Source organism: Clostridium sp. CMCC3677 (assembly GCF_023845585.1).
Lineage (GTDB): Bacteria > Bacillota > Clostridia > Clostridiales > Clostridiaceae > Clostridium > Clostridium aquiflavi.
Window position 1 is genome coordinate 190551 of the sequence record NZ_JAMQHS010000005.1, and the last position, 25229, is coordinate 215779.

The 25229-nt window shown below is 25.9% G+C and carries 36 protein-coding genes; 35 read left to right on the forward strand and 1 reads right to left on the reverse strand.

Annotation, left to right across the window (positions count from 1 at the left end; genetic code table 11):
• Positions 1 to 11 precede the first annotated feature (11 nt).
• The 34 genes from NG901_RS07785 (at position 12) to NG901_RS17145 (ending at position 24271) form a co-directional block, all read left to right on the forward strand.
• Positions 12 to 440 (forward strand): hypothetical protein, encoded by a 429-nt coding sequence (locus NG901_RS07785; protein ID WP_252213328.1) that lies wholly within the window; start codon positions 12 to 14, stop codon positions 438 to 440.
• Positions 433 to 888, forward strand: a complete 456-nt coding sequence (locus NG901_RS07790) for a competence type IV pilus minor pilin ComGF (RefSeq protein WP_252213331.1) — start codon at positions 433 to 435, stop codon at positions 886 to 888. The genes NG901_RS07785 and NG901_RS07790 overlap by 8 nt, the downstream gene beginning before the upstream one ends.
• A complete protein-coding gene (locus NG901_RS07795; RefSeq protein WP_252213334.1) occupies positions 879 to 1277 on the forward strand; it encodes a hypothetical protein in 399 nt (132 codons plus the stop codon). Before NG901_RS07790 ends, NG901_RS07795 begins: the two co-directional genes overlap by 10 nt.
• Before the next feature lie 47 nt (positions 1278 to 1324).
• Positions 1325 to 2026 (forward strand): hypothetical protein, encoded by a 702-nt coding sequence (locus NG901_RS07800; protein ID WP_252213337.1) that lies wholly within the window; start codon positions 1325 to 1327, stop codon positions 2024 to 2026.
• Positions 1977 to 2405: a hypothetical protein gene (locus NG901_RS07805; protein WP_252213340.1), complete on the forward strand. Its 429-nt coding sequence runs from the start codon at positions 1977 to 1979 to the stop codon at positions 2403 to 2405. Before NG901_RS07800 ends, NG901_RS07805 begins: the two co-directional genes overlap by 50 nt.
• Positions 2392 to 2772, forward strand: coding sequence for a hypothetical protein (locus tag NG901_RS07810; protein ID WP_252213343.1), 381 nt, complete (start codon positions 2392 to 2394; stop codon positions 2770 to 2772). The genes NG901_RS07805 and NG901_RS07810 overlap by 14 nt, the downstream gene beginning before the upstream one ends.
• A 191-nt stretch (positions 2773 to 2963) precedes the next feature.
• Positions 2964 to 3521: an elongation factor P gene (gene efp, locus NG901_RS07815; RefSeq protein WP_252213346.1), complete on the forward strand. Its 558-nt coding sequence runs from the start codon at positions 2964 to 2966 to the stop codon at positions 3519 to 3521.
• Between the two features lie 86 nt (positions 3522 to 3607).
• Positions 3608 to 3973, forward strand: a complete 366-nt coding sequence (locus NG901_RS07820) for a CD1247 N-terminal domain-containing protein (RefSeq protein ID WP_252213349.1) — start codon at positions 3608 to 3610, stop codon at positions 3971 to 3973.
• A 343-nt stretch (positions 3974 to 4316) separates the two neighbouring features.
• Positions 4317 to 5237, forward strand: a complete 921-nt coding sequence (gene spoIIIAA, locus NG901_RS07825) for a stage III sporulation protein AA (RefSeq protein ID WP_252213351.1) — start codon at positions 4317 to 4319, stop codon at positions 5235 to 5237.
• A complete protein-coding gene (gene spoIIIAB / locus NG901_RS07830) occupies positions 5225 to 5743 on the forward strand; it encodes a stage III sporulation protein SpoIIIAB (RefSeq protein WP_252213354.1) in 519 nt (172 codons plus the stop codon). Before spoIIIAA ends, spoIIIAB begins: the two co-directional genes overlap by 13 nt.
• Positions 5744 to 5757: 14 nt before the next feature.
• Entirely contained in the window at positions 5758 to 5955 is a 198-nt protein-coding gene (spoIIIAC, locus tag NG901_RS07835) for a stage III sporulation protein AC (protein ID WP_003374374.1), read from the forward strand.
• An 8-nt stretch (positions 5956 to 5963) separates the two neighbouring features.
• A complete protein-coding gene (gene spoIIIAD, locus NG901_RS07840) occupies positions 5964 to 6347 on the forward strand; it encodes a stage III sporulation protein AD (RefSeq protein WP_252213357.1) in 384 nt (127 codons plus the stop codon).
• An 11-nt stretch (positions 6348 to 6358) separates the two neighbouring features.
• Positions 6359 to 7615, forward strand: coding sequence for a stage III sporulation protein AE (spoIIIAE, locus tag NG901_RS07845; RefSeq protein WP_252213360.1), 1257 nt, complete (start codon positions 6359 to 6361; stop codon positions 7613 to 7615).
• 3 nt (positions 7616 to 7618) lie between these two features.
• Positions 7619 to 8206 (forward strand): stage III sporulation protein AF, encoded by a 588-nt coding sequence (spoIIIAF, locus tag NG901_RS07850; protein WP_252213363.1) that lies wholly within the window; start codon positions 7619 to 7621, stop codon positions 8204 to 8206.
• Between the two features lie 11 nt (positions 8207 to 8217).
• Complete coding sequence (gene spoIIIAG, locus NG901_RS07855; RefSeq protein ID WP_252213366.1) at positions 8218 to 8847, forward strand: stage III sporulation protein AG; 630 nt, start codon at positions 8218 to 8220, stop codon at positions 8845 to 8847.
• Positions 8848 to 8887: 40 nt separating this feature from the next.
• On the forward strand, positions 8888 to 9433 hold the full coding sequence (locus NG901_RS07860) for a SpoIIIAH-like family protein (RefSeq protein ID WP_252213369.1): 546 nt from the start codon (positions 8888 to 8890) through the stop codon (positions 9431 to 9433).
• 116 nt (positions 9434 to 9549) lie between these two features.
• Positions 9550 to 9930 (forward strand): Asp23/Gls24 family envelope stress response protein, encoded by a 381-nt coding sequence (locus tag NG901_RS07865; RefSeq protein ID WP_252213372.1) that lies wholly within the window; start codon positions 9550 to 9552, stop codon positions 9928 to 9930.
• A 118-nt stretch (positions 9931 to 10048) separates the two neighbouring features.
• Positions 10049 to 10450 carry a transcription antitermination factor NusB gene (gene nusB, locus NG901_RS07870; RefSeq protein ID WP_252213375.1) on the forward strand — a complete coding sequence of 134 codons (402 nt, stop codon included), beginning with the start codon at positions 10049 to 10051 and terminating at the stop codon, positions 10448 to 10450.
• A 22-nt stretch (positions 10451 to 10472) separates the two neighbouring features.
• Positions 10473 to 11321 carry a bifunctional methylenetetrahydrofolate dehydrogenase/methenyltetrahydrofolate cyclohydrolase gene (locus NG901_RS07875; protein ID WP_252213378.1) on the forward strand — a complete coding sequence of 283 codons (849 nt, stop codon included), beginning with the start codon at positions 10473 to 10475 and terminating at the stop codon, positions 11319 to 11321.
• Positions 11311 to 12510 (forward strand): exodeoxyribonuclease VII large subunit, encoded by a 1200-nt coding sequence (xseA, locus tag NG901_RS07880; protein ID WP_252213381.1) that lies wholly within the window; start codon positions 11311 to 11313, stop codon positions 12508 to 12510. The genes NG901_RS07875 and xseA overlap by 11 nt, the downstream gene beginning before the upstream one ends.
• Positions 12511 to 12522: 12 nt before the next feature.
• The gene (gene xseB / locus NG901_RS07885; protein ID WP_252213384.1) at positions 12523 to 12747 is read left to right on the forward strand and encodes an exodeoxyribonuclease VII small subunit; all 225 of its coding nucleotides are present in this window, start codon (positions 12523 to 12525) and stop codon (positions 12745 to 12747) included.
• Positions 12734 to 13603 carry a polyprenyl synthetase family protein gene (locus tag NG901_RS07890; protein WP_252213387.1) on the forward strand — a complete coding sequence of 290 codons (870 nt, stop codon included), beginning with the start codon at positions 12734 to 12736 and terminating at the stop codon, positions 13601 to 13603. The genes xseB and NG901_RS07890 overlap by 14 nt, the downstream gene beginning before the upstream one ends.
• 17 nt (positions 13604 to 13620) lie before the next feature.
• A complete protein-coding gene (dxs, locus tag NG901_RS07895; RefSeq protein WP_252213390.1) occupies positions 13621 to 15480 on the forward strand; it encodes a 1-deoxy-D-xylulose-5-phosphate synthase in 1860 nt (619 codons plus the stop codon).
• A gap of 16 nt (positions 15481 to 15496) precedes the next feature.
• Positions 15497 to 16306 carry a TlyA family RNA methyltransferase gene (locus tag NG901_RS07900; RefSeq protein WP_252213393.1) on the forward strand — a complete coding sequence of 270 codons (810 nt, stop codon included), beginning with the start codon at positions 15497 to 15499 and terminating at the stop codon, positions 16304 to 16306.
• A gap of 17 nt (positions 16307 to 16323) precedes the next feature.
• Positions 16324 to 17178: an NAD(+)/NADH kinase gene (locus tag NG901_RS07905; RefSeq protein WP_252213396.1), complete on the forward strand. Its 855-nt coding sequence runs from the start codon at positions 16324 to 16326 to the stop codon at positions 17176 to 17178.
• Complete coding sequence (locus NG901_RS07910) at positions 17175 to 17627, forward strand: arginine repressor (protein ID WP_252213399.1); 453 nt, start codon at positions 17175 to 17177, stop codon at positions 17625 to 17627. Before NG901_RS07905 ends, NG901_RS07910 begins: the two co-directional genes overlap by 4 nt.
• A gap of 18 nt (positions 17628 to 17645) precedes the next feature.
• Complete coding sequence (recN, locus tag NG901_RS07915) at positions 17646 to 19334, forward strand: DNA repair protein RecN (RefSeq protein ID WP_252213401.1); 1689 nt, start codon at positions 17646 to 17648, stop codon at positions 19332 to 19334.
• A gap of 290 nt (positions 19335 to 19624) precedes the next feature.
• The gene (spoIVB, locus tag NG901_RS07920) at positions 19625 to 20815 is read left to right on the forward strand and encodes a SpoIVB peptidase (protein WP_252213403.1); all 1191 of its coding nucleotides are present in this window, start codon (positions 19625 to 19627) and stop codon (positions 20813 to 20815) included.
• A 379-nt stretch (positions 20816 to 21194) separates the two neighbouring features.
• Positions 21195 to 22013: a sporulation transcription factor Spo0A gene (spo0A, locus tag NG901_RS07925; protein ID WP_252213405.1), complete on the forward strand. Its 819-nt coding sequence runs from the start codon at positions 21195 to 21197 to the stop codon at positions 22011 to 22013.
• A gap of 145 nt (positions 22014 to 22158) precedes the next feature.
• Positions 22159 to 22287 carry a hypothetical protein gene (locus NG901_RS17140; RefSeq protein WP_286674257.1) on the forward strand — a complete coding sequence of 43 codons (129 nt, stop codon included), beginning with the start codon at positions 22159 to 22161 and terminating at the stop codon, positions 22285 to 22287.
• Between the two features lie 4 nt (positions 22288 to 22291).
• The gene (locus NG901_RS07930; protein ID WP_252213407.1) at positions 22292 to 22522 is read left to right on the forward strand and encodes a hypothetical protein; all 231 of its coding nucleotides are present in this window, start codon (positions 22292 to 22294) and stop codon (positions 22520 to 22522) included.
• Between the two features lie 243 nt (positions 22523 to 22765).
• Positions 22766 to 23185: an RDD family protein gene (locus NG901_RS07935; protein WP_252213409.1), complete on the forward strand. Its 420-nt coding sequence runs from the start codon at positions 22766 to 22768 to the stop codon at positions 23183 to 23185.
• Between the two features lie 453 nt (positions 23186 to 23638).
• Positions 23639 to 24073 (forward strand): hypothetical protein, encoded by a 435-nt coding sequence (locus NG901_RS07940; RefSeq protein WP_252213411.1) that lies wholly within the window; start codon positions 23639 to 23641, stop codon positions 24071 to 24073.
• A gap of 72 nt (positions 24074 to 24145) precedes the next feature.
• Positions 24146 to 24271 (forward strand): hypothetical protein, encoded by a 126-nt coding sequence (locus NG901_RS17145; protein WP_286674256.1) that lies wholly within the window; start codon positions 24146 to 24148, stop codon positions 24269 to 24271.
• Between the two features lie 52 nt (positions 24272 to 24323).
• Here NG901_RS17145 and NG901_RS07945 read toward each other — a convergent pair whose 3' ends face one another.
• Positions 24324 to 24464 carry a hypothetical protein gene (locus NG901_RS07945; protein WP_252213413.1) on the reverse strand — a complete coding sequence of 47 codons (141 nt, stop codon included), beginning with the start codon at positions 24462 to 24464 and terminating at the stop codon, positions 24324 to 24326.
• 279 nt (positions 24465 to 24743) lie between these two features.
• Between NG901_RS07945 and NG901_RS07950 the strand changes: the two genes are divergently transcribed.
• Positions 24744 to 24920, forward strand: a complete 177-nt coding sequence (locus NG901_RS07950) for a hypothetical protein (protein WP_252213415.1) — start codon at positions 24744 to 24746, stop codon at positions 24918 to 24920.
• The last annotated feature ends 309 nt before the right edge of the window (positions 24921 to 25229 follow it).

The following is a 25229-nucleotide window of genomic DNA, read 5'->3' on the forward strand; positions in this document are numbered from 1 at the left end:
AGGAAATAAGATTGAAAAGTAAAGGAAGTATTTTAATAGAAGCTATTGCAGCATTATTTATGTTGAGTTTAATTATAATCTTCTCAATAAGTACTTATATTCATAATAATCGTATATTAAAAGAAAGAATGTTAAGAGAAGAGCTAAATAGAGCAATATATAATATTACCAATGAATTAAAATATAATACTAAAATGAATAAACTAAAAGACACACTAAATAAAGAACCGTTAACATTAAGTTTTGATGAAAACTTTTTTGAAGAGTTAACTAATACAGAAATTTTGGATTTAACAAAAGGAAATGATATTAAAATCTCTAAACTTAAAGAAGATGATTATAAAATTGAAATTTTAATCAAAGGACTTATTAATAAAGACAATATTCAAGTTGATATAGAAGAAAGTTTTATAAAAATGTGGTGGATGGAGTATGTTTAGAAATAAAAGAATGATAAGTAAAAATTCAAATGGATTTACCATTATAGAATCAATGGTGTATATTTTTTTTACAACAATAATATTTCTTATATCAACTAACTTAATTTTTGATAGTTATAAAGTATATATACAAAATCAAGAAATCAGTAGAGTATATAATAAAATGCAAAACTTTTATATAAATCTAGATTCAATATTGCAAAAAGACATAATAAGAGATATAGAATTTGGTGAAACATATTTAATCCTTTATAGGGACAAAGATAATGTTTTGATAAGTAAGAATATTAGAAGTGATAAAGAATCATTAGGTGCAAAGTACCCAGGAAGAATATCCCCTAATATATTACTTAAAGAAGTTAAAGATTTTAAGGTCATACAAAAAGATAAATTAATCTATTTAAAGATAATTGATAAAAGTGGAAGGGAATTTATTAGATGTATATAAAAAGTAAAGGAAATATTATTATAAGTACACTTTTAGCATTTTCAATAGTTATGCTTATAAGTAGCTGTAGTTTTATAGTTATGAAAAATAATAATGAGATGTCATATCTATACAATAATGATGGAGACAGATATAGCTTATTACAAAATGAAGAGAAAGCATTACTAAACTTTAATAAAGAATTAAACAAAATGAAGAATGAAGAAATCTTTATTGAAAATTTTAATATAAAAAATGATACTAATGAATTAAAGTACAAAATAGAAAAAGATAAATTTTATTTATTAACAGAGAAGAACATATGTAGAGAATTAAAATATATATTTGATGGAAATAAAATATTTTTAATTCCAATATATAGAAATATAGATATGAATAGTGAAAAATAAAAAAGTTAATAATTTAAAAAAGATTTAAAGTATTAAGGAAGTGGATTATGAAAAAATCAGTTTTAATTATGAAAAAACATGCCTTTATATATAAGGACAAAGAATACTTATTTGAACAGTTTGAAGAAATTGAAAAATTAATGAGTAAAAATAGAGAATTCATAATAATTGAAGAAGAATTATATTCAAGACACTTTACTGAAAATATAAAAAAATCACACATATATGAATATGTTGAATTTAAGTTAAATAAAGAATTCCACAAGAATGAGGATATATTATACCATTATGATTATGATAAGAAAAATGGATTAGTATCAATTTATTCTATAAAAGGTGGAAAGAGATTAGAAATATTATCTAAAGGGTCCAGCAACATAAAGGTTATTCCAGTTCAATTTATTATTAAAGATATAATTGTAAATTTATTAGGAAAAAATGCATTAAATTCTAATTGTATAGTTTATTTTTATGGATTTTATTATTACATCGAATTGGTAAATGGAAAGTTTAATCGTGCCTTTGTTGAAAATGAACTTGATAATCTAATTAATAGAATAAATAATTTTGAGAGTTTATGCGAAAATAAAGAAAGTATTTTTTATATAGATAAAAACATAAAAAACAAAGATATAATTACCTTTGATAGTGCCAATAAAGAAATAAAAATAATGAATGTTAATTGCGAGGATGTATTATATGAAAAAATATATAAGAAACGAGAACTTCATTCCAAAAAAATTTTATGATTTGAAAATTCAAAAAGAAGTAGAAAGCATAAAAAGAATAAAATTTTTATTTATAATAATAAACCTTATTCTGTTACCAATGACATTTAAAAATATATATATTTTTAGAGAAAATAAATCAAATTTAATAAATAATGCTGATAATAATAAAATTGAAGTTGAAGAAAGTAGTATTGATTGTGATGATATAGTAAGTTGGATTAATAATATATTTTTAGATGAGATTGAAAGCGCATGCGTAGATAAAGATGGTGGACAATTTAAAATAAATGAAATGGATGCAATAGAAAAAATAGATAGTGATATTAATATAAAAAATATAAATAATGACAATACTAATTATATATTAGGAGTAGAATTGAACAATGAAAGGAAATAAAGTATTAGCTATAATTCTAATTATTATGTCTTGTTTTCAAAGTATGATTTTATATACTACAAACAAATTTAATTTAACTATAAAAAAAGAAGAGTCATATAAAGAAAGTGTAACTATAAACGACTATAAAAATATATCTAATATAAGTTCTGAGTTTAAAGATTTTGATAATATTGAACTTTTAGAAGGAGCAAAGCAACAAGATGGCAATTGGATTGTATCTTTAAAAATAGAAGGTGAAAAAGAGGAGATTTTAGAAAGCCTATCTAAGTTAAGAAATTATGCTATAAAGAATTATAAAATTGAGCATAATAAAGACAGTGGTTCATTGATAATAGAATTAAGTAAAAACAATATAAAGATGTGATTTAAAATATTTTTATGCTATTTATGATTATTTTGTAGACTTTTTTTATTTAAAGTAGAGAGAAATAATTGCAATTATTTCTTTCTTTTGATAAAATATCATTGTTATGTCGAAGTTTACAACAATTGAACTTTAGTATATAAATATTAATTTAGATTGTAATTATTTTATAAATTTTGGAGGGATATTTAATGATATCAGCAGGAGACTTAAGAAAAGGTGTAACTTTTGAGTTCGATGGACAAGTGTTTACAGTTACAGATTTTTTACATGTAAAACCAGGTAAAGGAGCTGCCTTCGTAAGAACTAAGCTTAGAAACGTAATTTCAGGAGGAGTTGTAGATAGAACATTTAATCCAACTGAAAAATTACAAGAAGCTGTAATAGAAAGAAAAGAAATGCAATATCTTTATTCAGATGGAGAATTATATTACTTCATGGATCAAGAAACTTTTGAACAAATTCCTTTAAATGCTGAAAAGGTTGAAGATGCAATAAAATTCTTAAAAGAAAATATGTTTGCAGTTATAAAATTCTTTAAAGGAAGTGCTTTCTCAGTAGAAGCACCAAATTTTGTTGAATTACAAATAACATATACTGAACCAGGTGTTAAAGGTAATACAGCTACAAACTCATTAAAGCCAGCTACAGTTGAAACAGGAGCAATAGTTAATGTTCCAATGTTTGTTAACGATGGCGATGTTATAAGAATAGATACTAGAACAGGAGAATACATGGAAAGAGTTTAAGCTCTGTATGTATTTAAGGTTTTAATACTAAATAAAGTTGCTAAGTTATTTCTTAGCAACTTTATTTATAAAAGGAAGTGGGAAACATGGAAAAACTAAGGAATCAAATTAATGAGTTAAAGTTAAATTTATCTAATATTGAAAGTGAAGAATATAAAAACTATTTTTCATCAATAGTATCAATTTTAGAAACTATGGATAGTAAAATTGAAGAATTAACTGTAAATCAAGAAACTATAGAAGAAAACATTAGATTTATGGATGATGACTTAAGTGGTCTTCAAGAGGAACTTTTTGAAGAAGTATCAATAGATGAACTAAATGAATTAGAAGATGAATATGTAGAAGCTACTTGTTGCCATTGTGGCAATACAGTTTTTGCAGAACAATCAACTTTAAAAAATAATAATGAAATTCCATGTCCATATTGCAATAAGAATATTAAAGGCTAAATATTTAATGTCCATAGTTTTACTATGGCTTTTTTTATTTTTTAGGAAATTATAAAAATCTTATGCCACACCATTATTACATCATTGTGTTTGGAAAGGGTACATGGATAAAAGAATCTGCGTTACAAAAGTCGCCTTGGCGATTTTTTTTATAAAGAAATATATATCTAAATTTAAAGTTTATGTATATATAATACGATGCATATAGTATTTTAAACACAATTTTTCATATGATTTTAAAGGTATGTAATTTAATTTTACATATCTTTTTTTATTTAACAGTAATATTTTAATTTTTATATAAATATTAATAACTAAGAAAAACATTAGAGGAGGAAGTGAGATGAAAGATGATAGTGATTTCTTAAATATATTTCCAAGTAATATATTTAATGTACTTAAAGATAAATGTAAACTAGAACAACTTTATGAAATAAGGATAAAAATAGATAAACCTATTATAGTTTATTCTAATAAAGGAGAATCAATTGTAAATTATAATCCATCAAAGGAAGAGATGAAATCAATAATACAAAAAATATCTAATTATTCACTATATGCTTATGAAGAAGATATAAAACAAGGTTTTATAACAATTAAAGGTGGACATAGAATAGGTATTGCTGGCGAATGTGTTATGTGCAATGGTGAAGTAAAAACTATTAGAAATATATCATCTATAAATGTTAGATTTTGCAGAGAAGTTATAGGATGTTCCAATAAAATTATGAAATATATAGTTAGTGGAGATAGGATTTACAATACAATAATTATTTCTCCACCTAAATGTGGAAAGACAACAATTTTAAGAGATATATCTAGAAACATATCAAATGGAATGAAATTATTAGGTTTAAATGGTAAAAAGGTTTCTGTAATTGATGAAAGAAGTGAAATTGGAGCTTGTTACTTTGGAGTTCCTCAAAGTGATTTAGGAATTAGAACAGATATTTTAGATAATTGTTTGAAAAAAGAAGGAATGATTATGTCAATAAGAAGTTTATCACCAGAGGTATTAATTTGTGATGAAATTGGCACTAAAGGAGATATTGAAGCATTAATTATGGCATTTAATTCTGGAGTAAATATAATTACAAGTATTCATGGATTTACAATTGAGGATATTTATAAACGTAAAGTATTTAAGGAACTTATTGATAATCAAATACTTGAAAGAGCTATTATTTTAAGTTCAAGACAAGGGGTAGGCACTATAGAAAAAGTTTATAAATTAAGAGGAGAAGAAAAAATATGCTTAAATTAGTACTCATCTTTATGCTATTTTTAACTATTTCTTATATTGGCTTTTTATATGGTGAAACTTTTAGAAAAAGATACATTCAACTTAAGGAAATTTTAAAAAATTTAATAATATTGCAAAATGAAATTTTATATGGAAGTACGCCTTTGCCAGAAGCATTAAGTAATATTCAGAAAAAGACAATTAAACCATTAAATACTCTAATAGGTAATGTAAATGAAAAGTTATGTGAAGGTGAAGCAGAAAGTGTATATAGTGCTTTTAGTAGTGAATATATTTTTTTAGAAGAAGAGTTTTATTTATCAGATAGTGATAAAAACTTTTTAATAGATTTCATAAAGTCTTTAGGAGAATCAGGACTTTATGGCCAAGAAAAAATTTTTAATTTAGTAATAGAAAATATAAGGAGCAATTTAAAAGAGGCAGAAGAGGAATCTAAAAAAAATATAAAAGTATATAGATATTTAGGGATATGCATTGGTGCTATGATTACAATATTTTTAATTTAGGTGGTGAATTTATTATGCACGATATAAGCATTCTTTTTAAAATTGGAGGGGCAGGAATATTACTTGTGATACTCGATAAGGTATTAACAAGTAGTGGAAAAGGTGATGTTGCAGCTATAACTAATATTGCAGGTACTGTAATACTCTTATTAATGATAGTTTCTCTTATTGGAGACTTGTTTAACACAGTAAAAACTATGTTCGTAATGTAGGTGATTTTATGTTAATAGTAAAAGTTGTGGCCTTAGCCTTTGTTGGTTTGTTTCTAACTTTAATTTTTAAAAATAGCAAATCTGAAATGACTACATTTATTTCTTTAACAGTTGGTACTTTAATATTACTTTTTATGATAGGTCAAGTACAAGAAATAATTACATTTTTAAAAACTGTAGCAGATAGAGCTAATATAGATACATTTTATATTGGAGTTATCCTAAAAATTTTAGCAATTGCTTATTTAGCTTCATTTACAAGTGAATTATGTAAAGATGCTGGAGCTTCAAGTATAGCAACTAAAGTAGAGTTTTCAGGAAAAATAATGATTTTAGTATTAGCAATTCCAATTCTTATGGCTGTATTAAATTCTATACTACAGATAATGTAGGTGAAATAGATATGAAGATAATAAAAAGATGTACAATATTTTTTTTGATAAGTATTATTGTTATTTCTGTATTAAATTGTATCTTTATACCAGAAAAATCAGTATATGCTTTTGAACAAAATAACTTAAGTACAAGCAGTAATTCTCATGCTAATAAAAGTGAATCTATAATGGATGAAATCACAATAGATAGTTTAGATGATAGTACACAAAAACAAATAAATAATTTATATGAGTATATAAATAAAATGAAAAATAATGTAGAGCTCATGAATGATCTAGATCCCATTCAATATATCAAGGAATACATTAAAAATGGTGAAGGTGATTTTAATATAAAATCCTTGAGCAAGGCATTAACGAGTATATTATTTAAGGAAGTTAGAAGTGTATTAAAACTTATAATATCAATAGTTACAATAGTTATAATCTGTTCACTAATTAAAAATTTACAAGATGCATTTTCAAATGACAATGTATCGGAAATAGCTTTTTATGCATGCTATGCGTTGATAATAATGATTCTTTCAAAGAGTTTTATTATATCTATAGGTGTTGCAAAAGAAGTTATATTAAATATTTCTGATTTTATGGCTGCATTATTACCGGTGCTTATAACAATGATAGCTATGGTAGGAGGATTAACTCAGGCAGCAACATTAGACCCTATTATTTTAGCAGCTGTAGTGTTTATACCGAGAATTTATTCTAATATTATAATTCCACTTATATTAATGGGGTTTGTATTAGAGTTTGCAAATAATTTATCTAATGATCATAAGATTACGAATCTTTGTAAACTTTTAAAACAGTGCACTTTATGGATGCAAGGAATAATAATAACTGTTTTTATTGGTGTTTTAACAGTAAGAGGAATTACATCAAAAACAATAGATGCAGTTACGTTAAAAACTACTAAATTTGCGGTTGATAATTTCATACCTATAGTAGGAAAGACATTTTCTGATGCTATTGCTTCTATTGCAGGATATTCATTAATAATTAAAAATGCAATAAGTTCAGTAGGACTATTAATTATAGTATTAATGCTTTTATACCCAATAATAAAATTAGTACTTATGACAGTGATATATAAATTAGCTGCAGCGTTAATAGAACCAATAAGTGATTCTAGAATAACTAATTCAGTGGCGGCAGCAGGAAATTCAATGACGTTAATTATATCATGTGTTTTAAGCGTAAGTTTAATGTTTTTTATTTTAATAGCTCTTGTTGCATCCTCAGGGCTGTTTATAGTAGGAGGATAAGACATGAATTTGTTAAAGGAACTCGTAACAACCTTAGTTACTGCACTTATATTTATAACGGCAATAGAACTTATAAGCCCTAATAATGGTATGAAAAAATATCTAAAGTTTATATTAGGGTTAGTTTTAATAACCATAATATTAAATCCAATAGTGAAAATTATTTCAAATGGAGAAGACAGTATATATGAATCTATAAGTAATTATGAAGACGTATTCTCTAATTATAAAAATGAAATTAAAAGTAGTGATGAGGATAAGTTAAAGGATGGAGATTTAAGAAAACAAGCTTTTGAAGAAAATTTTAATAAGAATTGTGAAAGTTTACTTAAATCTGAATATCCAAATAAAAACTTTAAAAGTGATGTTGAATGTATAGTTAATTTTAATAACATGATTTTTGATATAAAAAAAATAAAAATAGGTATAAGCGAAAAGTCAGTAAGTAAAATTAAAAAGGTGATAATTAATAAAAGTGATAAATATTATGAAGAGAATCAAAATAGCCAGTATAAAGAAATAGTGACATTTATAAGTGAACAGCTAGATATTCCTAAAGAGAAAATAGAAGTATATAAAATAGAGGAATAGGAGATGAGTTTATGGATAAAAAAAATTTTTCTAATAATCTAAAGAAAATACTAGGCGAAAAAAAATTAAGCAATCTTATTTCTATTTGCTTAGTATTAGCATTTATATTTGTGACCATGAATGTATTATTACCAAAGAATAAATATATAAATAAGAGTAATGACATTATTTATAAAGAAGACAAAAAAGAAAGTCCAAAAGAAAATGAAGTAAGCACTTCAACGACTATTTCAGGTGATCAAAAAACATATGAAGAAAATCAAAAGGTAGAATTAAAAAATATATTAAAAAAGATGGAGGGGGTAGGAGAAGTTGACGTAATGATTTCATTTGAAAGTGGAGAAGAAAAAATTCCAGCATATGATACTAATGCTCAAGTATCAACTACGGAAGAAACGGATACTGAAGGAGGAAAGAGAACTAATAATCAAAAAAATGATGGCGCAACAGTTGTTATGACAAGTAAAGACGGTGGAAATGAACCATTTATTTTAAGAACATATAAACCAAAAATAACAGGTGCTGTTGTTGTTGCAGAAGGTGCAGAAAATAGTAAAACAAAATATAACATTGAGCAAGCAATTTCAAAATTATATAACTTAACTTTGGATAAGGTTAATGTATATCCGATGAAGAAGTAGCATATAATTTAAAAGATAAAAAGGATGGGAGGAAAATATTATGAAAAGGAAACAATTAGGTATAATCTTTACTTTGTTAGCATTAATATTATGTGTAGGGGTGTTAGCAGCAAAGTTAAATAAGGGAGGACTAAACGATCCGACTGATTTAAGTGCAGTATTATCAACAGAAAATGTAGGGGTAAGTGAGGAAAAAGGAGAAGTAGCTAAAGCAGATGATGATAAAGCTACATTAAGTCAAAATGAATACTTCTTTCAATCTAGAAGTGAAAGAGAACAACAAGAAAGTGCAACAATTCAAAGCTTAAAAGCGTTAGTAGCAGATGAAAATACATCTAAGGAAAAGAAGGAAGATGCAAATAAGGAATTGACAGAAAGAATTTTAAGAAAAGATAATGAAGGAAGAGTTGAATTAAACATAAAAAATAAAGGATATGAAGATGCATTATGTATGATTGATGACAAGAAAGCAACAGTAATAGTAAAGTCAGCAAATACTCTTGAAGAGAAAGATAGCATTGCCATTCAAGAAATAGTACAAAATGTATCAAAGATAAAAGATGTAGTAATACAAGTTCAAAAATAACATAATTATAGCTTTGAAAAATAATATAAGTTTAATTGTAATGTTAAATCATATTTGTTATAATAAACGTAAGATTAACATGTTTTGTTATTACAAAACCTAGGAGGGTGAAAAGCATGGAAAGTTTGAATAAAGAAGATAACGTTGGTATCGTAAAAATATCAGACGAAGTAGTAAGCGTTATTGCAGGCATTGCCGCACAAGAAATTGATGGCGTTAGTGATTACCAAATAGGGGGCTCAAATAACTTATCAAGCATTTTAAAGGGTAAAAAGTCATTAGGGAAGTCAACGAAGGTTACTTTGCTTGATGATAAAGCAACTATAGATATAAATTTAAGCGTCGAGTATGGTGTAAAAATAATGGAGGTAGTTTCACAAGTTCAAGATAATGTAAAAAGAACGGTTGAAGCTATGACTGGATTAGTAGTAGAAGCAGTAAATGTGTATGTTCAAAACATTTATATGCCGAAAAAAGAAGAAGTTGAATCTAAGTAGTATCTAAATTTCACCCTCTGAATTTCAGAGGGTGTTTCCATGCTAGATATTATTTAGAGAATAAATTTCAACAAAAATGACAAGAATTAAGAAGAATTTAAAGTACGTGGAGGATCAGATGAATAGAAAACTATCAAGAGAAAAAGCAATGGAATTATTATTTGGGATGACATTAAACACTGATAATTATGAGGAAACATTAGAAAACTTTATAGACAATTATGAAAGTGATATAAAAGAATTAGATATAACATACATAAAGAGAATATTAATAGGGGTAGAAAATAATAAAGATAACATAGATGAGGCTATATCAAAGAATTTATGTAATTGGAAAATAGATAGAATATCAAAGGTTAACTTATGTATATTAAGATTAGCTGTATATGAATTATTATATGATGAAGAAATTCCAAACAGAGTTGCAATAAATGAAGCATTAGAAATAACAAAGAAATATTCAGATGAAAAAAGCGTTTCATTTATAAATGGAGTTTTAGATAATATCTTAAAAAAATAAAATATAAGGGGCGAAAATAAAAATGGGGCAAATTATAAACGGAAAAGAAGTAGCATTAAAGATAAAAGAAGAAATAAAAACTTTTGTTGAAGAAAGAAAAAATAATAAACTTAGGATTCCAAAGATTGCATCTATATTAGTTGGAAATGATGGGGGATCAATTTATTATATGTCAAGTCAAGAAAAGGTGGCTAATTCTTTAGGTATAGATTTTTTAAAGATTATATTAGAAGAAGATGTTACTGATGAAGATGTTATAAATGAGATTCATAAATTAAATGAAGATGTTAATATTCAAGGCATAATGCTTCAATTACCATTACCTAAGCATTTAAACGAAAAAAAGATAATAAAAGAGATATCTGTTAAAAAGGATATAGATTGTCTTACATTTGAAAGTCAAGGTAAATTGTATATGGGGGAAAAAGGATTTTTACCATGTACACCTAATTCAGTTGTAACTTTAATTAAGAGTCTTAATATTGATATAACTGGTAAGGAAGTAGTTGTTCTTGGAAGAAGTAATATAGTAGGAAAGCCAGTAGCACAACTTTTATTAAATGAAAATGCAACAGTTACTATATGTCATTCTAAAACAAAAAATTTAAAAGAAGTATGTAGTAAAGCAGACATATTAGTTGTAGCAATTGGTAAACCTAAGTTTATAGATGAAGAATACATAAAAGAAAATGCAATAGTTATTGACGTAGGTACTTCATCTTTTGAAGGTAAAATAACAGGCGATGTTAATTTTGACAAGGTAATAGATAAAGCTTCTTTCGTAACACCAGTACCAGGTGGAGTTGGAGCTTTAACTACTACTCTTTTAATAAAAAATTCATGTGAGGCTTTAAAGGAATATGAAGATTAAAACTTTAACTGTTTCAGATCTAACAAACTATATAAAAAAAGTAATTGATAATGACTTTATTTTAAATAATCTCTCTGTAAAAGGGGAGATTTCTAATTTAAAGTTCCATAGCAGTGGGCATATTTATTTTTCTTTAAAAGATAACAATAGTAAAGTAAATTGTGTTATGTTTAAAAGTAAAGCAAGTCTTTTAAATATTGCCTTAGAAGATGGTATGGAAGTGATGGTAAAGGGAAGAGCATCTATTTATACAGCTACAGGGAGTTTTCAACTTTATTGTGATGAGATAAAAAAAGAAGGGCAAGGAGAGTTATTTATAAAATTCGAAGCTCTTAAAGAAAAATTATCAAAGTCTGGATATTTTGATGAAAAGTATAAAAAAAATATACCTATGTACGCTAAAAGAATAGGTGTTATAACCTCATCAACAGGTGCAGTAATAAGAGATATAATAAATGTAACTAAAAGAAGAAACTCATTAGTAGACATAATATTATATCCAGCTAAGGTTCAAGGTGACGGTGCATATAAAGAAATAATTGCAGGAATTGAATATTTTAATAAGAAGAAAAATATAGATCTAATAATAGTTGGAAGAGGTGGAGGTTCTATAGAAGAATTATGGAACTTTAATGAAGAAGAACTTGCAAAAGTTATATTTAATTCTAAGCTTCCTATTATTTCAGCAGTAGGTCATGAAGTCGATTTTACAATTTCAGATTTTGTTTCTGATGTAAGAGCAGCAACACCGTCACAAGCAGCTGAAATAGCAGTTCCGCTATTAAGTGATATAAACACAAGAATTTATGAAATATCAAAATCATTAGATTATGAAATACAAAAGAAATTAAAAGATTGCAAAAGTAGATTAGAGTCAAATGAGAAAATTCTAAAATTACATTCTCCAATGTCAAAAATAGTAAACTCATATTTAGAAATTGATAAATTAAAAGATAGATTATATTTTGCAATAGATATAAAAATAAAAAGAGAAAAGCAAAAGATAGAATCATTAAATAATTTATTAAGCGCTAATAATCCTATAAAGGTACTTAATAAAGGATATGCTATAATAGAGGATGAAAATAATAATATCATTAAAGAAATATCACAATTAGATGAAAAAAAAGAAATAAGTATTTCTTTAAGTGATGGAAAAATTAAAGGAAATTTTATACCTATTAAGTAAGGAGAGTATTATATGGCAAAGAAAGAAAGCTATGAAGATATGCTTGGTAAACTTCAAGATATTTTGAGTACTTTAGAAGATGATAATTTAAACCTTGAAGAGGGTATGAAATCTTATGAAGATGGAGTAAAATTAGTAAATAAACTTTATAAAACTTTAAATTCATATGAAGGAAAAATATCTGTAATTAAGGAAGAGAAAGAAGTGGAGTTTGAAAGTCAAGATGGAGATAGATAATTTAAAAAATGCAATAGATAATTATTTAAAAAATTATTTTACAAATAGAAGTTCTTATAATAAAGCTGTTTATGAATCAGCAGGATATAGTGTAAATATAGGTGGAAAAAGAATACGTCCAACATTACTTATATTAACTTATTCTTTATATAAAGATAATATAGAAAAAATAATGCCAATGGCAGCTGCAATTGAAATGATACATACTTATTCTTTAATACATGATGATCTTCCATGCATGGATGATGATGATTTAAGAAGAGGTAAACCAACAAATCATAAGATTTTCGGTGAAAATATTGCAGTTTTAGCAGGTGATGCATTATTAAATGAAGCTATGACTTTACTTATGAAAAGTTCATTAGAATTAGGAGAAAGTGCTTTAAAAGCTTCTTATGAAATTTCAAAAGCAGCAGGCGCAGAAGGAATGATAGGCGGTCAAGTTGTTGATGTATTAAGTGAAGGAAGCGAAATATCAAAAGAAGAATTAGAATATATGCACGAAAAAAAGACAGGGGAACTTATAAGAGTATCAATAGTAGCTGGTGGTATTTTAGCAAAAGTTCCAAGTGGTGATATAGAAGCTTTAAATGAATATGGTAAAAAATTAGGCTTAGCTTTTCAAATAAAAGATGATATATTAGATATAGTAGGAACAGAAGAAACATTAGGCAAAGCAACTAATAGAGATAAAGAATTAAACAAAACTAATTTTATAACTGTTTATGGATTAGAAAAATGTGAAGAGCTTTGTAAAATGTTAACTGATGAATGTATAAAAATTTTAGATAACTTAAGTGTAGACGCTAGTTTATTAAAAGAATTAACTTATAATCTTTTAAATAGACTAAATTAAAAAAGGGAATGGTTATTATGAAATCATTATTAGATAGTTTAAATTTTCCAAAAGATTTAAATAATTTGAGTGATAGTGATACAGAGAGATTAAGCAAAGAAATAAGGCGATTTTTAATAGAAAGTGTTTCCAAAACAGGGGGACATTTATCATCTAACTTAGGTGTTGTAGAGCTTACTTTAAGTCTTATGAAATCTTTTGATTTTGAAAAAGATAAAATAGTATGGGATGTAGGACACCAAAGTTATGTGTATAAGATTTTAACTGGTAGAAAAGGTGAGTTTAAAAATCTTAGACAGTTTGATGGTCTAAGTGGATTTCCAAAGAGAAATGAAAGCAAGTATGATTATTTTGACACAGGTCATAGTAGTACTTCAATATCAGCTGGACTTGGAATGGCAAGAGCTAGGGATTTAAAGAAAGAAAAGTACACTGTAGTTTCTGTAATCGGAGATGGAGCTTTAACAGGTGGAATGGCATTAGAAGCTTTAAATGATGTTGGTTTTAGAAAAACTAAAATGGTGATAATTTTAAACGATAACCAAATGTCTATTTCACTTAATGTTGGGGGACTTTCTAGATATTTAAATAAATTAAGAATGGGCCAAACATATAATAAATTAAAAGCTAATATAAATACATCTCTTGGTTCATCTGATTTAGGAAAAGATCTTATTTCTAAAATGTCAAAAGTAAAAGATAGTATAAAGCAATTAGTTGTGCCTTCAATGTTTTTTGAAAATATGGGAGTAAAATATATAGGTCCTATTGATGGTCATGATATAAAAGCAATGAACGAAGTTTTCAGTAAAGTTAAAGATATAGAAGGTCCTGTTATAATACACACAGTAACTCAAAAAGGTAGAGGATATTCATTAGCAGAAAAAAGTCCATCTAAGTATCATGGAATTCCACCTAGTAATGATAAAAAGGAAGAACCAAACAAAGCTTGCAAGGAAACATATTCTAAAGCTTTTGGTAATGCATTAATGGATATAGCAAAAGAAGAAAAAGAACTAGTTGCTATAACAGCAGCTATGCCAGACGGAACTGGACTAAAAGATTTTTCTACTACTTATCCAGAAAGATTTTTTGATGTTGGAATAGCAGAACAACATGCAGTAACATTAGCAGCAGGAATGGCAGCTAATGGATTAAAGCCTGTATTTGCAGTATATTCTACTTTTTTACAAAGAGGATTTGATCAGGTAATACATGATGTGTGCATTCAAAACTTACCTGTAATATTTGCTATAGATAGAGCAGGAATAGTAGGAGAAGATGGAGAAACTCATCAAGGAATTATGGATGTAAGTTATTTGTCAATGATGCCTAATATGACAATAGTAGCTCCTAAATGTACAGAAGAAATTTTAAGTTTATTAAAATGGGCAATAAAAAGGAATTCACCTGTAGCCATAAGATATCCAAGAGGTAAAGATGTTGTTTGTAATTTAGATGCTTTAAAAGAGATAAATTATGGAAAATGGGAAATTGCAAGTGAAGGAAATAAGATATGCATTATAGCTAGCGGAAGAATGCTTCAACATGCACTTTTAGCAAAGGAAATACTAAAAGAAAAAGGAATAAATCCTAAGATAATAAATGCAACTTTTATAAAGCCAATAGATGAACATTTATTAAAGAATTTAAAAGAAGAAGGATATGATATTTTAACTATTGAGGATAATATTATATGTGGAGGCCTCGGAATAGCTATTCTAGAATATTTAAATTGTATAAATTATAAGGGAAATATGAAATTATTAGGATATGATGATGAATTTATCCCACAAGGAAATGTAGAAATACTTTATAAAACATATGGATTAGATCCTGTAAGTATAAGTAATACAATCCTTAAACTTTATAATTAAAAGGAGAATATAATATATGGCAGAAAAAAAGGAAAGACTTGATATACTTTTAGTAGAAAAGGGTATAATTACTTCTAGGGATAGAGCTAAGGCTTGTATTATGGAAGGTAAAGTATTTGTTGATGGTCAAAGAGTTGATAAAGCAGGAGAAAAAGTAAGTATAAATGCTAACATAGAATATAAAGGCGCAAAACTTAAATACGTGAGTAGAGGTGGACTTAAACTAGAAAAAGCTATGAAGTCCTATGATATATCTTTAGAAGATAAGGTATGTATGGATATAGGGGCATCTACTGGTGGATTTACTGATTGTATGCTTCAAAATGGAGCAAAGAAAGTGTATTCAGTAGATGTAGGATATGGTCAGTTTGCATGGAAATTAAGAACTGATGAAAGAGTAGTATGCATGGAAAGAACTAATATTAGATATGTTACATTAGAAGATATTGGTGAACCTTTAGATTTTGCATCAATAGATGTATCTTTTATATCATTAAAAAAGATAATGCCAGCAACATTAGGACTTTTAAAGGATACTGGTGAAGTGGTAGCTTTAATAAAGCCACAATTTGAAGCAGGTCGTGAAAAAGTTGGTAAAAAAGGCGTTGTTAGAGAAATTAGTACACATAAAGAAGTAGTGTATGGAATAATTGAATTCCTTAAAAATGAAAACTTAAATATCCTAGGGGTAGGATATTCTCCAATAAAAGGCCCAGAGGGAAACCGAGAATACTTAGTCTATTTTACAAAAGATAATGAAAAAGAAAGTAATTTTCAAATTGATGATGTAGAAAGGGTTATAGAAGAATCTCATAAAGAACTTTAGAGATTTTCGGAGGGGTTATGAAGAATATAGGTATTGCGATAAATCCATCAAAAGACTGTAAAAATACTATTTTAAATATGGTGAAAGAAAAAATTGAAAATATTTGCAATATTACTAATATTGAAGTATACAATAGTTTTGATATAAAAAATTTAAATTTAGGTTCATTAGATTTGCTTATTGTTTTAGGAGGAGATGGAACACTTCTTGGAGTAGCAAGGGAATTGGATGATGATTTTAAGGCACCTATATTAGGAATAAATATAGGTAACTTAGGAGTTTTATCTAGTATAGAAATATCCGATTTAGATTTGGCATTAAAAAAATTGATGACTAAAGATTGTAAAGTACACAAGAGAATGATGTTAAACTGTGAAGTAGATATAAATGAGTCAATAAAGAATATCAAGGCCTTAAATGAAGTTGCAGTAGCAAGAGGAACTTTGTCAAGAATGGTAAAATTCAAGATATTTGTTGATGAAAAATTATATGCTATATTTAAAGGCGATGGACTTATTGTTTCAACTCCTACGGGATCAACAGCGTATTCTTTTTCAGCAGGAGGACCATTTATATATCCTGACTTAGAAGTTATTAGTATAGTGCCTATATGTGGTCATACAAAGAGTATGCATCCAATTGTACTAAAAGGTGATAGTACTATAAAGATAATAGCACAAAATGGCGGAGATCAAATATACTTGACAATAGATGGACAAAGAGCAATAGAAATGAAAGACAATTCTGTTATAACTGTAAAAAAGAATCCAAAGTCATTAAAATTACTGTTATTTAACGATTATGATTATTTTAAAGTAATAAGAAATAAGGTATTAAATAATTCTAAGGAATGTGATGGTGAAGAAATTTGAAATCAAAAAGACATACTAAGATATTAGAAATTATATCATCTAAAGAAATAGAAACTCAGGAAGACTTAGCGGAAGAATTAAAATCACAAGGTTTTGATGTAACTCAAGCAACTGTTTCAAGAGATATCAAAAATTTAAAACTTATTAAAATACAAGGTGCTTCTGGAAATTATAAATATGTTGTATCTTCTGGTGAAGAAAAAAACATAATAGACAGATTAAGTAATATATTATCTAATACGGTTATAAGCGCAGAAAACGTAGATAAGATGGTAGTAATAAAAACTATAAGTGGTTCCGGATCAGCAGCAGCAGAGGCTATAGATAATTTAGAAGGATCCGATATAGCAGGAACAGTAGCGGGAGACAATACAATATTTATACTTCTTAGAAGTTTAGAAAAAGCAGAAGAATTAGTAGCTAAAATAAGAAAAAGAATATCACTATAAATATAAGGATGGGTATATATGTTAATTCAATTGAACATTAAAAATTTTGCATTGATACAAGAAATAACTATGAATTTCAATGAAGGATTTAATATTCTTTCAGGTGAAACAGGAGCGGGTAAATCTATTTTAATTGATGCAATAGATTATGTATTAGGTGGAAAATTTTCGAAAAGTTTAATAAGAACTGGAGAAGATAAAACTTATGTTGAAGCTATATTTACTATTGAAAATAGCTTATTAAAAAATGTATTGATTGAATTGGATATTGAAAGTGACGATGATATGCTAATTGTCTCTAGAGAAACTCATCAAAGTGGGCGAAGTTTAATTAAAGTTAACGGAAAAACTTTTTTAGCATCTCAATTAAAAAAAATAAGAGAAAGATTATTAGATATACATGGTCAACATCAAAATCAAACTCTTCTTCAAAGAAATAGTCATATATTGTACTTAGATGAATTTATAGGAGAAGAAATTCTTAATCACTTAGAAGAATTTACTTCTTTAAAAGATAGTTTATTACAAATCGAAAACAAAATTCAACAAATATGTGGAAATGATGATAGAGATAAACTTTTAGACTATCTTAAATTTCAAATTGAGGATATAGAAAAAGGAAAATTAAAAGAAAAAGAAGAAGAAAATTTAAAAGAAGAATTTAATTTACTATCAAATGCTGAAAAAATAAGCAAGAGTTTAAATTTATCATATGCTTTATTAAATGGTGTTGATGGAGAAAATAGTGTTATAAATTCAATATCAAAGGTAATTCAAGAATTATCGAATATTGAAAATAATTTTGAAAAAGTTAAAAAAAATAGAGAACTAATAGAAGAGGCTTTTTATACAATAGAAGAAGTATCTAGAGATATAAGAAATATAGCTGAAGAAGTTGTATATGATGATGACGCTTTAGAAAAAATAAATGCAAGAATATATGAAATTAATCAATATAAGAAAAAATATGGATCTACTATAACAGAAGTTTTAGAGTATTATAATAAAATAAAAATACAATATAATGATCTTATAAATTCTGAAAAAATCATTGAAGAATTGAATTTGAAAAAGCAAGAAATTATAAAAGAAATGGAAAAAGTATCACTAAAACTTCATGAATTAAGAGTTAATAAAAGCTCTGAATTAAAAGAAAAAATTTTAAATGAACTTAGTTTTGTAGGTCTTGAAAAATCAACTATGGAAATAAGTATAATAAGAGAAGAAAAATTTAATTCTAGAGGTTTTGATGATGTATGCTTTATGATTTCTACAAATCCTGGAGAACCACTTATGCCATTAGAAAAAATATTATCTGGTGGAGAACTTTCAAGAATAATGCTTGCATTAAAATGTGTTTTTGCAGATAAAGATGAAATAGCAACTTTAATTTTTGATGAAATAGATACTGGTATTAGTGGCGTTGTGGCAAAAAGAGTTGGTGAAAAAATGTATCAAGTCTCTAAAAATCACCAAGTTCTATGCATAACACATCTTCCACAAATAGCAATTTTATCAGATTATCATTACTTTGTATCAAAAGTAGTAAAAGAAAATAAGACATTTACTAATATAAGAGTGTTAACAAAAGAAGAAAAAGAGTATCAAATTGGTAGAATGCTTGGTGGCGATGAAGTTACAGAAGCAACATTAAATAATGTGAAAGAAATGATAAAAATTGCCGAGTTAAAAAAATTAGAAATTTAAAAATTAATACATATAGTAATATATTTTGGTAAAAATAAAATCATGTAATGCGTGGTTTTATTTTTTTTTATTGTCCCAAATTTCTTGCAGGCGAGTTCTAAAAGACAAAAAAATAGAAAAATCCATAATTTTAAGAATGGATTTTATATTTTTTCAAATAACAATAAAAATATATTTATAAAAAATTTAACATGAACTAAAAATTTTTGACTTTTATAACAATGTTAATACAGCATAAGAGGCTTGTCTCATGGGGAAATTAAAATCAGAAGCAAAGGAGGAGGGAAATTATGAAGAAGAAAATATTAAAAACTATTAGTTTAATTACAGCTCCAATCTTGATTCTGGTTTTAATAACTAGTATATATTTAAAAGGTATTCCAAATACAATATATACAAATAAAGATATACCAGTATCTTCGATGATTCCGATAGGAAGTACAATAAATAAAATTGAAGATTACGGGAATAAATACGAGGTTAAGTTATTAGGGTTGATACCAGTAAAGTCATTAGAGGTTCAAAAAGTAAAAAATCTAGAAATTTATCCAGGTGGAAATAGCGTAGGTGTTAGAGTATCTACACAAGGTGTTTTAGTTGTAGGATATTCTGATATAGTAATTAATAATGTAACAGAAGAAAGCCCCGGTAAATTAGGTGGAGTTCAATTAGGCGATATAATATTAAAGATTAATGGTGAAGAAGTTGAAAATTGCAAAGATTTAGTAGGTATAATTAAAGATTGCAAAGAATGCAAAATAAAAGTTGACTTATTAAGACATAATGAAAAATTGAGTAGAGAAATAGAACTAAAAAAAGAAGAAAACTCAGATTATAAACTAGGACTATGGATTAGAGATTCTACAGCAGGTGTAGGAACAATGACTTTTATAGATAGTGAATCAAAAAAATTTGGTGCATTAGGTCATCCTATTACCGACTGTGATACAAATGAAGCATTTTTAATTAAAAAAGGTGATTTATTAGAATCATCAATAATAAGCTTAAGAAGAGGTGAAAAAGGATCTCCAGGAGAACTTAAAGGTGTATTTATAAACGAAAATAATGTAAGTGGTAAAATAAAAAGTAATACTGAAAGTGGTATTTTTGGAACAGTTGAAAATATGAATATTATAAAAAGTAATGTAAAACCTATGAAAGTTGGATTTAGAAATGAGATATGTGAGGGTAAGGCAAGTATAATAACGACTATTGACGAATCTGGACCTAAAGAATATGAGATAGAAATAGTTAAACTTTTGGAACAAAATACTCCAGGACCTAAAAGTATGGTGATAAAAGTTACTGATTCTAAGTTATTAGAAAAAACAGGAGGAATAGTTCAAGGAATGAGTGGAAGTCCTATTATTCAAAATAATAAAATTGTAGGAGCAGTAACTCACGTGTTAATAAATAAGCCAGATACAGGTTATGGAATATATATAGAGTGGATGTTAAAAGATGCAGAAATAATAAAATAACATGTAGTATTAAAAGCACTAATTTTTATAATTAGTGCTTTTACAATAAAAAAATAATGAGTTTTACAAACTATTTTCTACAAAACTATTTACTTATATTAAAAATAAGGTTATAATTTACAAATAGTGGAATATAAATTAAATATAACAATTAATGTTATATTTGATTAATTAGTGTTATAATTTAGTTATTAACTGTTATTTTTAATGTAAAGTAATACATATCACTATAACGTAATAAAGCAAAAAGAGGATTTTTATTAAAGAGTATAGAATTATTTAATGTGATAAGTTTGGCTATTAAGAGTAGTTTATGATGTTATAGAGAGTATGATTCAAATAGTAATATAATTAGGTTTATGAAGGAGAGGAAAAAAGCATGGAAGATAAAAAGATATCTGTACTTATTGCTGATGATAATAAGGAATTTTGCAGTATTTTAAACGATTATTTATTAAATCAAAGGAATATAATAGTAACTGGAATAGCAAAAGACGGTAGGGAAGCTTTAGACTTAATAATTGAAAAGAAACCAGATTTATTAATTCTAGATATAATAATGCCACATTTAGATGGATTAGGTGTTTTAGAAAGATTAAATACTATGAACTTAGAAAAGATGCCTAAAATTATAATATTATCTGCAGTAGGTCAAGATAAAATTACTCAACAAGCAATAACATTAGGAGCAGATTATTATACTGTTAAGCCATTTGATATGGAAGTGTTTACAAAAAGAATAAGAGAAATGTTTAATAACGAAACAGATAACCAAAGTATAAGAAGAACATCATCACAATCTATGATTTCTTATACTAGTGAATGCCAAGAAAATAAAGGAACTTTAGATTTAGAAACAGAAATAACAAATATTATACACGAAATTGGTGTACCAGCTCATATAAAAGGATATATGTATTTAAGAGAAGCAATAACAATGGTTGTTAATGATATAGAATTATTATCAGCTGTAACAAAGGAATTATATCCTTCAATAGCTAAGAAGTACAATACAACAGCTTCAAGAGTGGAAAGAGCAATAAGACATGCTATAGAAGTAGCGTGGGGCAGAGGTCAAATAGAAGCTATTAATAAGCTATTTGGATACACAATCCATAATGACAAAGGCAAGCCAACAAATTCAGAATTTATAGCAATTATTGCTGATAAATTAAGACTTAAAAATAAAGTATCTTAGTAATATTTTACTAGGCTAAGTATATATAACTTTTATAAAGTATAGCCCAAAAATATTATTTTATACCTATAAATATATGAACTTTCAATAAGACATCATTTAATCAGTTTGGGATAAAAATTGGTTAGGAGGTGTCTTATTTTTTATGCCTAGACTTAAGAAAAGAATTTATGATTTTGATGAAAGTATTAATGACTTTATGATTTACTGTACCAATAAGGATTTGACTAAAAAGATGAGAAAATCCTATGAAGGAACATTGAAGCTATGCTAAATATTTGGCTGATGAAGTCAATATCTCTACTCCTCTAGAGGTTACAACAAAACAGATTAAAGATTATTTGGAACTTATAAAAACAAAGAGGAAATATTCATATGTTGCAGATATTAATTCTTTAAAGTCTAATAATCCATCTGGAAGAAGTGATTTTGAAAAGCCAGTATTGATTTATACTGTCAATAACTATTTAAGAAATATTATATTGAGAGTTAACTCAAAAAGAAATTGAGTATATAAATATATTAAAAAAAATTACTATAGATGATAAAAATTATTCAACTAATGATGTTTTATACAATATAAACGAATAGATTATTGAATTTAATTTATATGAAAGCATATAAACAAATAATATGATTACCAAACAAAAAATGGTAGTTATTTTTAATACTAAAAGTGCAAAATAATTGTAAGGAAATAGATTAAATAGTATAATTATGATATTAACAAAGTTCGGGAGAAGATATTATAAATGTATGCAGGATTTTTGAATCGATATTTAGCGTATTTTATTGACAGATTAGCTATTTTTTTAGTGTATATTTTATTTTGGCTAGTTTGGATATTATTTGACAGGATATTAAATGAAATTGGTATTGAACAAAAAATCAAAAAAATAATATTAGGTAATTTAGGGGTAATTATTTATTTAGTTATACCTTGGTTATATTATTCTTTTTTTGAATCATCTAATGGAAAAGCAACGCTTGGTAAAAAGGCATTAGGTATAATAGTTGTAGATGCAAATAATAATAAAATTTCATTTTTAAGAGCCACTGTTAGATATTGGAGCAAATATATTTCTTTGATAATTTTTTTATTGGTTATATTATGGCAGGTTTTACCAAGAAGAAACAAGCTCTTCATGATATTATATCAGTTACATATGTAATAAAGAATAATACAAAGTAAATGCTACCTAGAATTCATTTAAAAGGATTCTCAAATTTGATGGTTAGTAATTTTTTAATACAAAATAAAACAATTATATAAAGAAAAATAAATAAGATATAGATAATTAGAGAAACAGGGTGAAATTCAGTAAAATAAGAAAATTAGATTAAAAAAATGAGGTGGAGCATGTGCGTAAAATAGGAGATATCATTTTATAAATATACAGGAAATAATTAAATATAAATAGCAAATAATGAACTTAGTACAAATAATTGCATTAGGTTCTTTTTTATGTTGAAAAATAGAACCTAGAAACAACGGTAAGTCTAAGTTACATATTCTAAAGTTAAAGGAACATATAGAAAAAACAATATATTTATGTATTTTATGATATAATATGGAATAAGTAAAATGTGTATATATTAAAAAACATAATAGGGGGAATAAGTAAGTGCTATTAATGCAAAAAGATGAAATATTTCTAAATGATAATTATAATCTAAATAATAATTATAGTCTAATAAGACAGTTAGATATTAGAGAGTTAAAATTGTTGAAATATAAATATGAAATGAAAGCTAAACAACTTAGAAACAGAACAACTACAATGACTACTGTTAGTACTATAATATCAATTGTATTAGCGCTAATAAGTACAAGTACTAAGGTTGTTGAAAAGTTTGATATTATTAGTTTATTAAATATTATCGAAGTTTTTGTGTTATACATAATAGCAATTACAAGTGTTGGAGTGTACGTAAAAGCCAGTTTAGATATGGCTTCTGAATATGAAACATTAGTTGTTATGATAATAGAAAGAATAGCTGAAATAAAAGCTAGTGATTGGAACAAAGCACAATTAGTTAAAGTACAAATTTTTGATTAAGAAAATAATCAAAAATATAAATAAAACATTGAGAATTTGATAAGAATCGTATATCATTAAGCCGATAAACATATGGCTAATAATACAAAAAAACTGTATAGATATATGTATTTAAGAGAAGCAATAACTATGGTTGTTAATGATATAGAATTATTTTATTCTCTTATAAGTAATGAAATCTGTTCTAATTTTGTATGAGAAAATTAGAACAGATTTGTATTTTTTATTAAATGAATAGTTATTTATAATTTTAAAGTTTATTAAACGTAATATCCTTACCTCTAGATACAACATTGTTTGTATTATCTAGTTTCTCTTCATATGACTTGACTTTAACTTTTGATATATCATTTGACTTTTCAATGAAATCTTCTTTTTTATTTTTTGACAACTCTAGATCATCTCCTTTTTTATATTATTAGTATCTAAATAATAGTTATACTTATAATTTGCTCTATTATTAAGATGAACTAGGTAATTTTATTATAGTTAGTAATGATACAATGGAATTATATGAAAAATATTTCCAAGAAACCAACAATAAAACTTATGTGAAAATGTTAAAAGATATTCTTTTAAATAATAAAAAGTAATAAAATGTCGAAATTTATCAACAAATATCTTGGAAATATGTTATAATATTTATAGATATAAACCAAGGAGGAAAAAAATGATAAAAGAATGTAAAAAAGGCTATGATGTAAATATAAGAAAATTTGGCGTTCAAACAAATGTAATTTTACCATTTTCATTTGTTAATAGTGATGGCACAAGTTCTGTAAGATGCAAAACTGATAATTGTGAATTCATTAATGTATGCGAATATAAAGATTATATAAAAGATTAAGATAAGACCTTTTCTTTTTATTTGAAATAAAAATGTTTTTAAGTGTCTTTTAGTGTATATAGAGTGTTATATAGTATATTTAAATGTGATATGATGTTTGAATCGATTAAAACTAAAATAAAGTTAAAATATTAAGCTATTAAAGTGAAGTGAATTTAATAAATAGTATGTAGAAATTTAAGAAGATGAACCTAAGATAAGGAAACATCTTCTTTTTCGTTGCTATAAAATAGATATTTGGAATTAAAAATAACATTTTCCATTACTTCAGGGTATACCAAAGAGTATAACTCAGTTGATAGATGTGGT